A 13,433-nucleotide genomic window follows, 5' to 3' on the forward strand; every position below is an offset into this window, starting at 1 on the left:
GTCGGGGTCATGGGCAACCGCACCGAGACCGGTGTCGTCATCGTCGGAACCGGCTTCTCCGGGTTGGGCATGGCCATTCAGCTGCGGAAAGAGGGCCGCGAGGACTTCGTCATCCTGGAGAAGGCCGACGACGTGGGCGGCACGTGGCGCGACAACACCTACCCCGGCTGCGCCTGCGACATCCCCTCGCATATGTACTCGTTCTCGTTCGAGCAGAACCCCGGCTGGTCCCGCACGTACTCGCCGCAGCCCGAGATCTGGCAGTACATGCGCGACGTCGCCGCGAAGTACGACCTGCACCGCTTCATCCGCTTCGGCCAGGAGATGACCGGCGCCCGCTGGGACGCCGACGAGAACCGCTGGCACGTCGCGTCGAAGTCGGGCGACGAGTTCGTCGCGCCCGCGCTGGTCGCCGGCGTCGGTGCGCTGCATCTGCCGCAGATCCCGAAACTGCCCGGCATCGAGCGCTTCAAAGGCCGTGCGTTCCACTCCGCGCAGTGGGAGCACGACTACGACCTCACCGGCAAACGGGTCGCCGTGGTCGGCACCGGCGCGAGCGCGATCCAGTTCGTGCCTCAGATCGCGAAGGACGTCGCCGAGCTGACGCTCTTCCAGCGGACACCGCCGTGGATCATGCCGAAGCCGGACCGTGAGATGCCCCAAGCGCTGCGGAAGACGTTCAGCTCGGTGCCGCTGCTGCAGCGCGCTTTCCGCGACGTTCTCTACTGGGGCCTCGAAGCCCGCGCGATCGGCTTCAACGGGCAGCCGTGGGTGATGAAGATCGGCCAGCGCATCGCGAAGCGCAACATCTTCAAGAGCGTCAAGGATCCCGAACTGCGCAGGAAGCTGACGCCGGACTACACCATGGGCTGCAAGCGGGTCCTGGTCTCTAACGACTACTACCCGGCGCTCGCGCGGGACAACGTCGACGTCGTCACCGACGGCGTGAAAGAGGTCCGTGAGCACAGCGTCGTCGACGGCGCCGGCGTCGAGCACGAGGTCGACGCGATCATCTACGGCACCGGATTCCACGTCACCGACGCCTTCGACGACCTGGAGATCATCGGCCGCGACGGGCGCAACCTCGGCAAGGAGTGGGCGACCGAGGGGATGCGGACCTATCAGGGCATCACCGTGTCCGGGTTCCCGAACCTGTTCTTCCTGCTCGGCCCGAACACCGGGCTGGGGCACAACTCCGTGGTGTTCATGATCGAGGCGCAGATCTCGTATGTCGCGCAGGCGCTGCGGCTCGCGCGAGGCAAGGCGCTCGACCCGCGGCCGGAGGCGCAGGAGCGTTTCAACGGTGAGATCCAGCGCAAACTCGCCAAGGGCATCTGGACCCAGGGCGGCTGCAAGAGCTGGTATCTCGACGCGAAGGGCGTCAACCGCACGATCTGGCCGGGCTTCACCTGGCGGTACTGGCTCGACACCCGCAAGGTGCGCCGCGAGGACTACGAACTCCTCGGCTGAGGAAAGGGGGAGGGTCCGTGAAAGCCAAGATGGGGGGCATGGCCTTCACGGACCGGGGAACGCCGCGCTCATGAGGGGTTGAGCCGGCGAAGCCTTCCGATGAGATCGACGGTGGGGATGCCGCAGAGTTCGGCCATCCGTTCCAGCGCCGCGAAATCGAGGTGGACCTCGGCCGAGCCGTTGTCACTCGATCTCTTGAGCCGGTCGTCGGCCCACCGTCGCAGCGGGAGCAGTTCCTGCTGCTCGTCCTTGATCACCAGGCGCAGGTCGATCCGCACCCGGCCCGGTTCGTCCACGAACACCCGGCGGTGCACCTTGGCCAGCAGATCCTGTGGCAGCTCGTCCATCGCGACGCACAGTTCGACCAGCCGCACCACGGAACAGTGCCGGGTGCCCAGCTCGTAGGTGGCCAGCGTCTGGAGCGAGATCTCGCTCTGCAGATGCTGGTTCAGTTCCTTGCGTGTCCAGCCACGTTTACGGCGGAGCTTGCGGAGCTCGTCTCCGAGTATCCGCTGATAGCTCTCAGCGTCGATCAGCACTCCCCATCCCCTGCCTTGCCAACCTTCTCCACCGCCCGTCCCATGTGACAAAACCAGGGACGAGCGCGCTCACGTGTATGAAAGTCGGCAGGGGCGCCGCTCTTACGCGGTTTCGGGGGTGGTTTTCCCATCTATTTTGGCCGGCTGGGCCGAATGGGTGAAGAAACCCTGCTCGAAGAGCGCGTCAGTTGACGCAGGGCACGCCTTCGGCGGTGATCGGCTTCTCGTCGGACTGCTCAGGCGGCGGAGCCGCGGCCGACGAACCGGCGGCGTTCTGCGACGAACCGGAGCCTTCGGCGCCGCTCGGCGCCTTGAAGTCCGAGCCGAGGAAGACCATCACGTGCCCGGCCTCGACGCTCTTGTCCTCTTGGACGGTCGGGTTGCCGCCGAGTGCGTCGGCGACCGCCTGGCCCGCCGCCTTCTCGCCCTTGGCGACCCAGACCACCGTCTTCTTGCGCGCGCTCGCGGTGGCCGTGTCGCCCGCGGTGAAGCCCTTGTCGACGAGCTGCTTCAGCACCGACGAGGCCAGCCCGTCCCGGTTCGTGGAGTTGCGGACGTCGACCGTGGTCGCCTTGTTGGCCGACTCGGCGGGCGGCGCCTGCTGCTGTTCGCCGGGCTGCGGGCCCGCGAGCCCCTGGACGAAGCTCTTGACCTGTTTCGGGTCGACCTGGATGGCGACGCCGTCGTTCGGGGTCTTGTACTCGATGTTGACGATCGGGATCGTCCGGAACTCGAGCTGACCGCCGGTCAGGCTCTTCATCTGCTGCGCGAACCCGAAGACGTCCCAGTTCTGGTTGAGCACGACCGACTTCTTGATGGCCGTGATCAGGTCGTTGAGCTTGCCCGGGTTCGCGAGCGTGCCCGCCGAGAGCACCTTCCGCGCCATCCCGGCCATGAACACCTGCTGCCGGACGACCCGGTCGAGGTCGCCGCGCGGCAGGCCGTGCCGCTGCCGGACGAAGCCGAGCGCCTCGACGCCGGAGATGGTGTGCGGGCCCTTGGTGAACTTCGCGCCGGAGAACTGGTCGTTGACGTCGTCGTTCAGGCAGACGTCGACCCCGCCGATGGCCTGCGTGATCTCGCTGAAGCCCAGCAGGTTGATGGCGGCGTAGTTGTCGATGGTCGAGCCGGTCAGCTGCTCGACCGTCTTGATCAGCGTCTTCGCGCCGGCCTCGTTGGCCTTCTGATCGAGTTCCTTCGGGTCGGAGACGCCGTCTTCCTGCAGCTTCTTGCGCTCGTCGAGCATCGCGCGGGCGTAGGCGGAGTTGATCTTGTGCTTGCCGAAGCCGCCGGGGATGTCGACGTAGGAGTCACGCGGGAGCGAGATCGCGACGGCCTTGGAGCCGTCGTTCGGGATGTGCACGAAGATCAGCGAGTCGGTGTTCAGCTCGCCGTCGGCCTGCCCGGCGCGCAGCTGGGCCAGCACTTCCTTCGACAGCGGGTTGCCCTGCGCGTCCGTGCGGCTGTCGAGGCCGACGAGCAGGATGTCGCGGGCACCGTCGGCGGGTTTGTCGCCTTCGTCCGCGCCGATGCCGACGTTCGCGAAGGTCAGGCCGTCCATCGCGGCCCACGCGTACCCGGTCAGGCCCATCACCAGCAGCGACACGAGGCCGAGGGCGATCTTGGGGCCGCGGAACGACTTGCGCCGCGGGGCCGGGCGCCGGGGCGGCTGGCCCGCGGACTGCCGGGCGGGCACCGGGCGGGCTCCACGGGGCGGGGCCGGGCGGGAAGGAACGCGTCCGGGCGCGTCCTGCCTAGGCCGGGCGGGACGTCGATCCCCATGCCCATTCCGAGGCGGGTACTCCACGCGGTCTGCTCCTTCTGTTCGTTACCGGTTCGACGGTCTCTTCAAGGGACGCATGGTGCCTGTTGCGGGTTGTCGCAGGATTACACATCCCCCCGAAGATGTGGCACGCACCACCGGTTTCCTCTCAAGGGTACGGAAATCCCCTGGTCAGCGCCGTGTGGTTCAGGGGAGGACACGCCGGGCCGCGCGGGCGGGGACCAGCGTGGCGGCCGCCGCGAGCATCGCGACGACGATCGTCGCGACCGGCAGCGCGACGGAGGCGGCGCTCACCCGCTCGCCTTCGAGGGCGGTCATCAGGGGCGGCGCGCACGCGACCGCGCAGACCAGCCAGGTCCCGGTCATCCGGCTCGTGCCGTTGCGCACGGTGTGCAGCAGGTACACCCCGAGCAGCAGGTTGACCAGGCTCTGGACCGGACCGAACCGGATCCCGAGGAGGTCGGCGTCGGCCGAGGCGCCGCCGAACCGCGTCAGCGCGAACCCGAACACGCCGAGCATCGAGTACGCCATCCCGACCGTCGCCGCCGCGCGGCAGAACACCATGGCCCGCAGACCCGGCTCGTCGACCGCCCGCTGCTGAGGTCCCGAATGGCGTTCGAACCACCAGAAGACGAGCACGGCGGGCACGGCGAGCAGGGCCATCGCGAGCAGGACCTTCGGGCGGGCCAGCCAGCTGAGCCCGTCCACGAACGGCCCCGGCAGGTAGACGACCGCCACGAGCAGCAGCATCGCGGCGAGGAAGCCGAGGTACAGGCTCATCGGGGCGCGCAGGACGAGACGCGCGGCCGCGGCGACCGCCGGACGGCCGCCGAGCCGGGCCAATGGCCGGGCGAGCAGGCCGAGGAGCGCGAGCTGCACCAGGCCGAGCAGCAGCACGCCCCACGGCGGACCCGAAAGCGCGGCCGGGGCGCCGGGACCGCCGAGCAGCATCGGTCCTTCGCCGCGGACGGCGACCGTGAGGCCCAGCCCGGCGGCGCCGGTGAACGCCGTCGCCACGAGGACGCCGCGCGACGGGCGGGCACCGGCGGCGTGGGCGAACGCCAGTTGCTGGACGAAGAGGGCGAGGAACAACGTCTCCGCGTAGCGGGGGACGGCCGAGCCGGACCACTGCGCGGCCGCCTCGCTCGCCAAGGTCAGCGCCAGCAGCCCGGCGACGGAGGCGGCCCGCGTCCGGTGATACAGCGCCAGCAGCGCCGGCGCGAGGACGACGGTCAGCAGGAAGACGCCGAGCAGCCAGAGCGGATGCAGCGCGATCCGCATGACCGTGGCGTTCGTGCCCGTCGGGATCCCCAGCACCTCCAGCGCGAGCGGGACGACCAGCGCGACCACGGCGAAGATCAGCGCCGGGCGCAGCAGCGGGCTCGCCCGGTCGGCGAGGTACTGCGGGTAGCGGCCGCCGTTCGCGCGGATCGACCGCCAGCCCGCCTCGTTGATGCGGCCGACCGCGAAGAAGATGAGCGGACAGAGCTGGGCCAGCCAGGTGAACGGCCACAACGACCGCTCCGGCGCCCCCGCCCAGTGCGCGAGCGCGACGGCGGATTCGCCGAGCACCATCAGCACGACCCCGGCGACCCCGAGCAACGCCCATCGGCCGACCGGGACGACCGGCCGCGGTTCGCGGGGGAGCGTGACGGCCGTGCGGCGGGTGCGGACCCAGCCGCGGAGGCGGAACACCAGCAGCGCGCCGATCACCAGCACGCCGACGATCATCGGGCCGAGCGGGTCGCCGACCGGCGGCCCCCAGCGCTGATGCCAGGAGTTGAGCACCAGACCGGCGGTATAGAGGGAGGCGACCACGTCGCAAGTGCCGCGTGAGTCCATCGGGTTGAGGACGCAGGCGTTGTGCATGTCGGCGGAGAGCCGGTCGTCGAGCGAGGCCCTCGCCTCCTGGCCGAGCGGGTGACCCTTGCGTTCGGCGTAGCGGAGGATGTCGTAGCCCAGGTCGTGGGCCTTGCAGGGGACCGCGTAGTCCCACTTGGTGTTGTCGTCGCCCCAGGGCGCCGAGCAACCGCCGTCGGTGTGGACGGCGCGTACGGTGCCGTCCCGCGCCGTCATCACCCCCGGGGTGATGCCGCTGACCGCGGTGAAATCGGCGGGGAGTTCGGCGATCACGTTCTCGACCGGGCCCGGCCGCACCAGCGCGTCGACCGCGTTCTGCGCGGCGAGGAGATCACCCGTCGGTGGGCCCTGGTCCGGCGGCGAGGCGGGCCGTGACGCGATCAGGCCGAAGCCGAAAACCAGCACCGTGACCAGCAGCAACCAGCCCGAAGTCGACCATGGCCGCCGGATCCGGGCAGGTCGAGCGGCGGCGTCGGCTGTCGCTGGCATGGGATCAAGGGTGCCATCCGCCGATCGGGGCCGACATCCGGATAACCCCCGGGTTCACCCACCAGGTGTCCCTCGGTCAGGTGGCGGGCCGGTCGACGTCCTGGGCGAAGCGCACCTGGTTCCGGCCGTTCTCCTTGGCCACGTAGACGGCGGCGTCGGAGGCGTGCAGGAGTTCTTCCAGGGATTCACCGTGACGAGGGAACAGTGCGGCCCCGATCGAGGTCGTGCGGCCCGAGATGGTCACCCGGCTGCCCCTTTTGTCGGTAGTCACTATATGCAGTTCGGCGATAGCGCTGCGCACTCGCTCGGCGGCCAGTTTGGCCGCCGTTTCGTCGATATCCGGCAGGAGTACGAGGAATTCCTCGCCGCCGAACCGGCCGATGACGTCGGCGGGCCGGGTGACCTCGTCCAATTTCCGCGCCACATCGCGGAGGACGTCGTCGCCCGCCGGGTGTCCATATGTGTCGTTAATCCACTTGAAGTGGTCGAGATCAATCATCAGAAGTGCCAGGTTGTCGTCCGATCGGGCAGTCCTTCCGAGCGCCCGATCGGCCGACTCCGACCATCCGCGCATGTTGAGAACACCGGTTTTCGGGTCCGTCCGCGCGTCGTTTTGCAGTTGGTCGATCTCGGCGAGGCGATTGAACACCACCGTCACCACGGCCATCACGATCACCATCGGTGGCATGATCAACAGCAGTACCGCGGTGACCGCGCCGAGGCCGATCGTGATGGCCTCCAGCAGGTTGTCCGCCGCGTTGCCGAGCACGGTGGACAGCGACGGCCGCTTCGGCGAGCCGATCGCGAGGATGCCGCCGATGTAGGCGATCTGCACCGCTTCGAAGACCATCCCGGTGACGATCAGGACACCGAACTCGCCGAGGGTGTCCCAGCCGGAAATCCTTCCCCATTCATGCGGTCCGAACGCGGCGAAGGTGAGCGAGGCCAGTGTCACCGAAACGCCGTGCGTGACCGACGAGAACACGAAGTTGTGTGCGGGCCGGCGGGCGATGAACCAATGCTGGATCCGGACGATCGCGATGATGGAAAGCGTCAGCGAAAGCGGCAGGATGACCGCGGCCGGAAATGTCCATACCGCGGTGAGGTCGATGAGGACGGTGCGGCTTCGATCGCGCCGTCTTTCTTCTTGACGCTGAGTGAGCTGAATATGTGCCGTGGCGCCGACGGCGAGAATGGCGAAACGAACCCAGTCGATTCTTCCCGGATTCGTGGAATTCATCGTCGCGACGACCATGATCGCGATTCCGATGGCCTCCATCGCGAAAAGGAACGCGATGAACCGCTTCGGCCGCTGCCACAGCGCCCACGCCCTGGGATCGTAGGGATGGCGCTCCGGAGGTCCGGCCTGGTCACCTTCCGGGCTTGCCTGCCCGCGTTCGGTCACCGGTACACCGCTGTCCGCGGCGGCCGCGGCCGTTGCGCCGTCAAGGTCGCCGGTGCCGTCACCGTGCTGGCGGCGGTCGCCGGTCTCGGCTGGCAATTGCTACCTCTTTTCCGCCCGGACGGCACGGCTGAGTAATCTCACCGGTACCGACTGATACACCGTTCGTATTCCACGGCCGGTATCATCCCATCGCAACAGTTGTCCGACACCGGCAAGGGTGCCCGCGAACACGGACCGGAGGTGGCAATCGTGTCCCGTGATTTCTGATCTTGGTCGCTGAATGTTTTTCGAGACGCGTCGCGGAAGGGGTGACGGATAGTGTCCAGTCGTGACTTCTGAGCCCGGACAAGGTATTAGTTCGCAGCAACGAGGATGCCGGGAGGTGTCGGACAGTGTCGAGCCGTGACTTCTGATCGAGAGTCGTTTCTTTTCGCCCAAGTGTCGAAGGGCCGAGCGTGGAAGCGGTGTCCCGTGTGGATTCCTCATGACAGCAACGGTTCCGGGCTGGATCCGTTGATGTGGCCCCAGCTGAGCGCGACCAGTACGGCCAGCAGCAGGCCGACCACGCCTGCCAGCGCGATGGCCGAGGTCGCCGCCCCGAGCCGATCGGCGGCGAGCCCGCCGAGTCCCGCCCCTATTCCTTGAGCCACCCGCAATCCCGTGCGGTACACCCCACCCGCACCGCCCCGGAGTTCGTTCGGGACCCACGTGATGAACGTGGCGCTCACCGTGATCAGGTACGCCCCCGCGGCACCCGCCGCCGCCAGCAGGAGCAACGCCGGAATCAGCCCCGGCTTGAGCGCGAAGGCGATCAGGGCGACCATCGGTAGTGCCGCCAGCACGCCGAGCAGCTTCCTCCGTTGTTCCGCGGAGACGAATCGGGACAGCAGGAACGCCCCGATCACGAATCCCAGCGGATCGGCGGCCAGCAACCAGCCGACGGCTTGTTTCCCCACGCCCATCTCCGCGGCGAGCGGCGCGGCCAGCCCTTCGGGGATGACGGCCAGGCCGACCAGCCACGAGAACCAGATCAGCACCCGCAGATGGCGGTTGCCGAAGACCTGCTTCACCGCGCCGAACCAGCTGCCGTTGCCGTCGGACGCCGCCGCCCGCCTGGAGACGGAGAAGCGGACAACGGCCGCGCTCAGCAGGAACGTCGCGGCGTCCAGCGCCAGCGCCCAGCTCGCCCCGACGTGCGACACCAGCAGACCGCCGCCCGCCAGCCCGAGCAGCATCGCGGTGTTGGTCGAGATGCCCCGGATGTCCTGGCTCTTCAGATAGAGGTCGTCGTCGGTGAACACCTCGCGGGTCAGCGCGTTCTGTGCCGCGTTGCCGGGCGCGTTCGCGAGCCGGGCCAGCACCACCAGCCCACACAAGAGGGCGAGCGGGGTGCCAGGGATCGCCATGATCGCGATCAGCGCGCCTTGGATGAGGGACGAGACGACGAGGACGGTGCGCCTCGGGTAGCGGTCGGCCAGCTGGGAGAGGCCGAGACCGCCGGCCAGCGCGGGCAGGAAGGTCAGGGAGTAGACCACCGCGGACAGCAACGCGGAGCCGGTCCGGTCGTAGACGAGGATCGCCAGCGCCACGATGGTGAGCTGATCCCCGATGAGGGACTGCACCTCGGCGAGCCAGAGTGCGCGGAACTCGCGGTTCGCCAGGGCGGCGGTCATCCGCGGCGCCGCGTTCATCTTCACTGCGTGACCACCTCCCCCCGATCGGGTGAACTTGCTTTCCTCGCATTCTTGCCTGCCGTGTTACGTGGTCAGCGAGGGAGTCACAGTTGCCGTCCCGCCGGACGACGTTCAGTATGCCTCCGGCTACAGCGAGACGAACAGAAGACCGGCCGATCCTTCGCCTGTTGGGCTGATCGGGCTACGCCGTCTGACCGGTGGGTGATGTCGGCCTGACTCGTCCGCGGGTATCTCCGGGCCGATCGCCCCACCCTCGCTCGGCGCAGCCGGGCCGCCGTTCGCCGCCGCCGGAGGTCCGGCTGGGCCGAATGGTCCAACACTGAGTAGAGACCGGTCTGGAGGTGGAGGCCGGCTGGGTCAAAGGGGTGAAGGCGATGAACGGTTTGCTCGACGACAAGGCCGTCGTCGTGACCGGGGCGGGTCGTGGCCTCGGCGAGGCGTTCGCGGTGCACGTGGCGAGGGCGGGCGGGGCCGTCGTGGTGAACGACATCGACGCCGAACTGGCCGAACGGACGACGGAGAACATCCGGCGGTTCGGGGGCAGGGCGGTCGCCAGCGGTCACAGCGTCGCCGATCCGAAGCAGGCGCAGGAGATCGTGGACCTCTGTCTCGCGGAGTTCGGCGCGATCGACGGGCTGGTCAACAACGCGGGCCTGAACTACGAGGCGCTGCCGTGGGAGGACGACGTCGAGCAGGCCCGGGAACTGGTCGAGGTGAACGTCCTCGGCGTCATGTACACCGGGCTCGCCGCGATCAAGGCGATGGTTTCGCGGGGCACGCCCGGCTCGATCGTCAACATCTCGTCCGGGGCGTCGCTCGGGCAGCGCAAGCTCGGCGTGTACGCCGCCAGCAAGGGCGCCGTCGCTTCGCTGACCTACTCCTGGGCGCTCGACCTGGAGGAGAGCGGGATCCGGGTGAACGCGGTCTGCCCGCTCGCGCACACCCGGATGGTGTGGAAGTCCGAACGGTCGCTGCGGGCCTGCCCACCGGACCGGACGCCGTCGCGGATCGCGCCGGTCGTGCTCTTCCTGCTCGGCTCCGGATCCGACGGGATCACCGGGCAGATGATCCGCTGCAACGGGCCGCAGCTGCACGTCATGGGCCAGCCGTACCTGAAGCAGCCCATCCTCGAGCGGCCGGTGTGGGACACCGAGACCGTGCAGCGCGCCTTCGACGAGGTCTTCAGCGCGCACCTGGAGAACTACGGCCTCGAAAAGCGTGTCCCGCCCCGGCTCCGCAAATGGACGGAGTCCACCCGGACCGCCTGACACCCGTGATCAGACGGACGACACGCGTGATCAGAGACGGAACTCGCGTGATCAGGCGGCGAACTCACGTGATCAGAGACGGAACGCCTCCAATCACGCGAGTCCCGTCCCCAATCACGCGAGTTCGCCATCCAGTCACGCGTGTCGTCCGGTTTAGCCGATGACGAAGGGCAGCTTCGCGGCCAAGTCGCCTAGAGCGGCCTTCTCGGCGTCGGTCGCTTCGCGGCGTCCGGTGCCGACCAGGAGCGCGTCGGTGTCGGAGAACGACTCGGGGAACTTCTCGCCGGTCCGCTCCTCCAGGATCCGCCGCGTCTCGGCGAGGCCCTCGGCGGCGGGGCCGTCGAGGTGCGGGAGGTGCGCGACCAGGTCGAGGTGGTGCAGCGTCCACTCCAGGACGTATGCGGAAAGGAAGTCGCCCGCGGTCAGGACGATGTCGCGGGTGGCGACCCGGGCCGCCGGGTCGGCGAGGGTGGCGGCCCTGCCGGCGGCGGAACCGACGTCGTCGAGGTGGAACTTGAGCAGCCGCGGCTCCTGGTATGCGGCGGCGAGCCGCACGATCAGCGCGTCGAGGTCGTCCTCACCGGTGGGCGGTTCGTCGGACACCTCCCAGTAGGTGACCGCGTCGCGCGTCGGTTCCGTGTCGGCGGGGGTGGCGAGGGTGATCAGCACGTCCTGGGCGTCGATCACGAGGTGACACGCCAGGTCCCGCACCAGCCAGCCGGCGCAACCGGACGGTTTGTCGAAGTCTTCGTCGGGGGTTTCGGCGACGGCGGCGAGCAGCGCCGCCCAAGATCGGGAAAAGAGATCCACGGCGGCAAGTTAGCAGCGGTCGCCGACCGGTCGCGACTCCTTTCGGCCCGGTCCGCGTGCGATGAACGGTCCTTTCCTGGCAAATTTCGCAAGGAAAGGACCGTTCCTGGCGCGCGCGAGGGGTCAGGAGCCGGCGGCAGGAGCGGGTTCGGGGGTGGCGGCCGCGTACAGGTCCGCGATGGTCGGCGCGTACCGGTCGTTGATGATCCGCCGCTTCAGTTTCAAAGTCGGCGTCACTTCGCCGGTTTCCGGCGTCCACGCCTTGGGGATCACGTGATACCGCTTGATCTGCTCGATCCTGGCCAGCCGTGCGTTCGCCGCCTCGACGGCCTTCTCGATCTCCGCGCGGACCTCGGCGTTGTCGGCGAGCGATTCGCCCTCGGCGAGCTGGATGCCGTTCGCGGTCGCCCAGCCCGGCGCGATCTCGTCGTCGACGACGATCAGCGCCGTGACATACGGCCGTTTCTCGCCGATCGCGACGGCCTGCCCGATCAGCGGGTGTTCCTTGAGCAGCCCTTCGATCTTCGTCGGGGCGATGTTCTTGCCGCTCGAAGTGATGATCAGTTCCTTCTTGCGGTCGGTGATCGTGACGAAGCCGCGTTCGTCGATCGTCCCGATGTCGCCGGTGGCGAGCCAGCCGTCGGCGTCGACGTCCGGTTTGATCGTGCCGTCCGCCTGGAGGTAGCCGAGGAACACGATCGCGCCGCGGACGAGGAGTTCGCCGTCTTCGGCGACCTTCACCTCGATGCCTTCCAGCGGGCGGCCGACCGAACCGGCCTTGAACGCCGTCGGCGTGTTCGACGTGACCGCGCCGGTGGTCTCGGAAAGTCCCCAGACCTCCTGGATCTCGACGCCGAGCCCGGCGATGAAGTACAGGATCTCCACCGGCAGCGCGGCGGCGCCGCTGGACGCGACCTCGATCTGGTCGAGGCCCAGCATCGCCCGCACCGGCGCGAGCGCGGCCGCGTCGGTCTGCGCGATCTTCTCGGCGAGTTCCGGCGGCACTTCCTTGCCGTCACTGCGCAGTTTGTAGCCCTGCTGCAGCAGTTCGTTCGCGCCGATCAGGCCGTTCCGCTTCTCCTCCGGCAGCGAGCCGAGCAGGTTCTTCAGACCCGCCACCATCTTTTCCCACACGCGCGGGACACCGAAGAAGCTCTTCGGGTGCACCTGGCCCAGCGCGCCGACGACGCCCGTCGGATCGCCGACGGTGTGCACGTGCCCGGCCCACACGATCGGCATGTAGATCGACAGTTCCCGTTCGGCGATATGCGCGAGCGGCAGATACGCGATGTTCGTGGCGTGCATCGGGGAGTCGTGCAGCTTCTGGACGGCGACGGCCTGGTAGATCGCGTTGCGGTGCGACAGCACGACACCCTTGGGGTCGCCGGTGGTGCCCGAGGTGTAGATCATCGACAGCGGGTCGTCCGGCGTGATCGCGGACCACGCCGTCTCGAACGCCTCCGGGTCGGCCGCGTGCGCCTCGGCGCCCGCCGCGCGGAGATCGGCGAAGGACAGGAAACGCTTGTCGTCCTGGGGAATCACGGACGCGTCGAGCAGCACGACGTGCCTCAGCGCGGGCAGGTCGTCGAGCACCTGGGACCAGCGGTCGAGTTCGTCGGCACCGGCGAGGACGACGACGCCGGCGGCGCTGTGCCGGGCGACGAACCCGATCTGCTCCGGGCTCAGCGTCGCGTACGCGGTGCAGGGGATCGCGCCGAGATGGGCGGCGGCGAGGTCGGCGATCAGGTGCTCCGGGCTGCTCGGCGCCATGATCAGCATCCGGTCGCGGACGCCGAGCCCGAGACCGGCGAGCCCACGGGACACCTCCGCGATGGCGGTGCGGAATTCGGCCCAGGTGAGGGTCGGCTTGCCCTCGATGTCGAGTGACGTCACCGCCGGCAGGTCACCGAACTCCTGGGCGTTGCGGTGAAGCAGGGCGGGGATGGTCTGGCCTTCGATCTGCTCGGCGACGGTCGGCTGGGTGGTCAACGCTGGCCTCCTCGATGCTGCCTGATCAGGCACACTGTAAGGGCTGTCGGCAGTGCTGGATAGAGAATCGCGGCCACGGTTGCGCTACGCGAAATGTCCACCTTTTCCGTTTTCACCGCGTCAGCC

9 protein-coding genes are annotated in these 13,433 nt (G+C 68.6%); 2 read left to right on the forward strand and 7 right to left on the reverse strand.

What is annotated here, in order from left to right; genetic code table 11:
• Positions 1–9: 9 nt before the first annotated feature.
• Positions 10–1,470, forward strand: a complete 1,461-nt coding sequence (locus AJAP_RS06595) for a flavin-containing monooxygenase (RefSeq protein ID WP_038509034.1) — start codon at positions 10–12, stop codon at positions 1,468–1,470.
• A gap of 68 nt (positions 1,471–1,538) precedes the next feature.
• Here the strand turns inward: AJAP_RS06595 and AJAP_RS06600 are convergent, their stop codons facing one another.
• The 5 genes from AJAP_RS06600 to AJAP_RS06620 form a co-directional block, all read right to left on the reverse strand.
• Positions 1,539–2,009 (reverse strand): helix-turn-helix domain-containing protein, encoded by a 471-nt coding sequence (locus AJAP_RS06600; protein WP_038509035.1) that lies wholly within the window; start codon positions 2,007–2,009, stop codon positions 1,539–1,541.
• Between the two features lie 184 nt (positions 2,010–2,193).
• Positions 2,194–3,816 carry an LCP family protein gene (locus AJAP_RS06605; RefSeq protein ID WP_037341562.1) on the reverse strand — a complete coding sequence of 541 codons (1,623 nt, stop codon included), beginning with the start codon at positions 3,814–3,816 and terminating at the stop codon, positions 2,194–2,196.
• A gap of 162 nt (positions 3,817–3,978) precedes the next feature.
• Positions 3,979–6,141, reverse strand: coding sequence for a phospholipase A2 (locus AJAP_RS06610; protein ID WP_038509036.1), 2,163 nt, complete (start codon positions 6,139–6,141; stop codon positions 3,979–3,981).
• Positions 6,142–6,217: 76 nt separating this feature from the next.
• A complete protein-coding gene (locus AJAP_RS06615; protein ID WP_037341564.1) occupies positions 6,218–7,642 on the reverse strand; it encodes a GGDEF domain-containing protein in 1,425 nt (474 codons plus the stop codon).
• A gap of 386 nt (positions 7,643–8,028) precedes the next feature.
• Complete coding sequence (locus AJAP_RS06620; RefSeq protein ID WP_148311458.1) at positions 8,029–9,243, reverse strand: MFS transporter; 1,215 nt, start codon at positions 9,241–9,243, stop codon at positions 8,029–8,031.
• A gap of 371 nt (positions 9,244–9,614) precedes the next feature.
• On the opposite strand from AJAP_RS06620, the gene AJAP_RS06625 reads away from it, so the two are divergent.
• Positions 9,615–10,508, forward strand: a complete 894-nt coding sequence (locus AJAP_RS06625; RefSeq protein WP_037342529.1) for an SDR family NAD(P)-dependent oxidoreductase — start codon at positions 9,615–9,617, stop codon at positions 10,506–10,508.
• 153 nt (positions 10,509–10,661) lie between these two features.
• On the opposite strand, the gene AJAP_RS06630 is transcribed toward AJAP_RS06625, so the two are convergent.
• Positions 10,662–11,318 carry a maleylpyruvate isomerase N-terminal domain-containing protein gene (locus AJAP_RS06630; RefSeq protein ID WP_038509037.1) on the reverse strand — a complete coding sequence of 219 codons (657 nt, stop codon included), beginning with the start codon at positions 11,316–11,318 and terminating at the stop codon, positions 10,662–10,664.
• Between the two features lie 123 nt (positions 11,319–11,441).
• Positions 11,442–13,307: an AMP-dependent synthetase/ligase gene (locus AJAP_RS06635; RefSeq protein ID WP_038509038.1), complete on the reverse strand. Its 1,866-nt coding sequence runs from the start codon at positions 13,305–13,307 to the stop codon at positions 11,442–11,444.
• Between the last annotated feature and the right edge of the window lie 126 nt (positions 13,308–13,433).

Origin of the sequence: Amycolatopsis japonica (assembly GCF_000732925.1) — a bacterium.
GTDB classification, from domain to species: domain Bacteria; phylum Actinomycetota; class Actinomycetes; order Mycobacteriales; family Pseudonocardiaceae; genus Amycolatopsis; species Amycolatopsis japonica.

Excerpts from the sequence above, each read along its gene's own strand:
- AJAP_RS06595 (WP_038509034.1), top strand. The coding sequence starts at position 10 with ATGGGCAACCGCACCGAGACCGGTGTCGTCATCGTCGGAACCGGCTTC.
- AJAP_RS06610 (WP_038509036.1), bottom strand. The coding sequence starts at position 6,141 with ATGCCAGCGACAGCCGACGCCGCCGCTCGACCTGCCCGGATCCGGCGG.
- AJAP_RS06625 (WP_037342529.1), top strand. The coding sequence starts at position 9,615 with ATGAACGGTTTGCTCGACGACAAGGCCGTCGTCGTGACCGGGGCGGGT.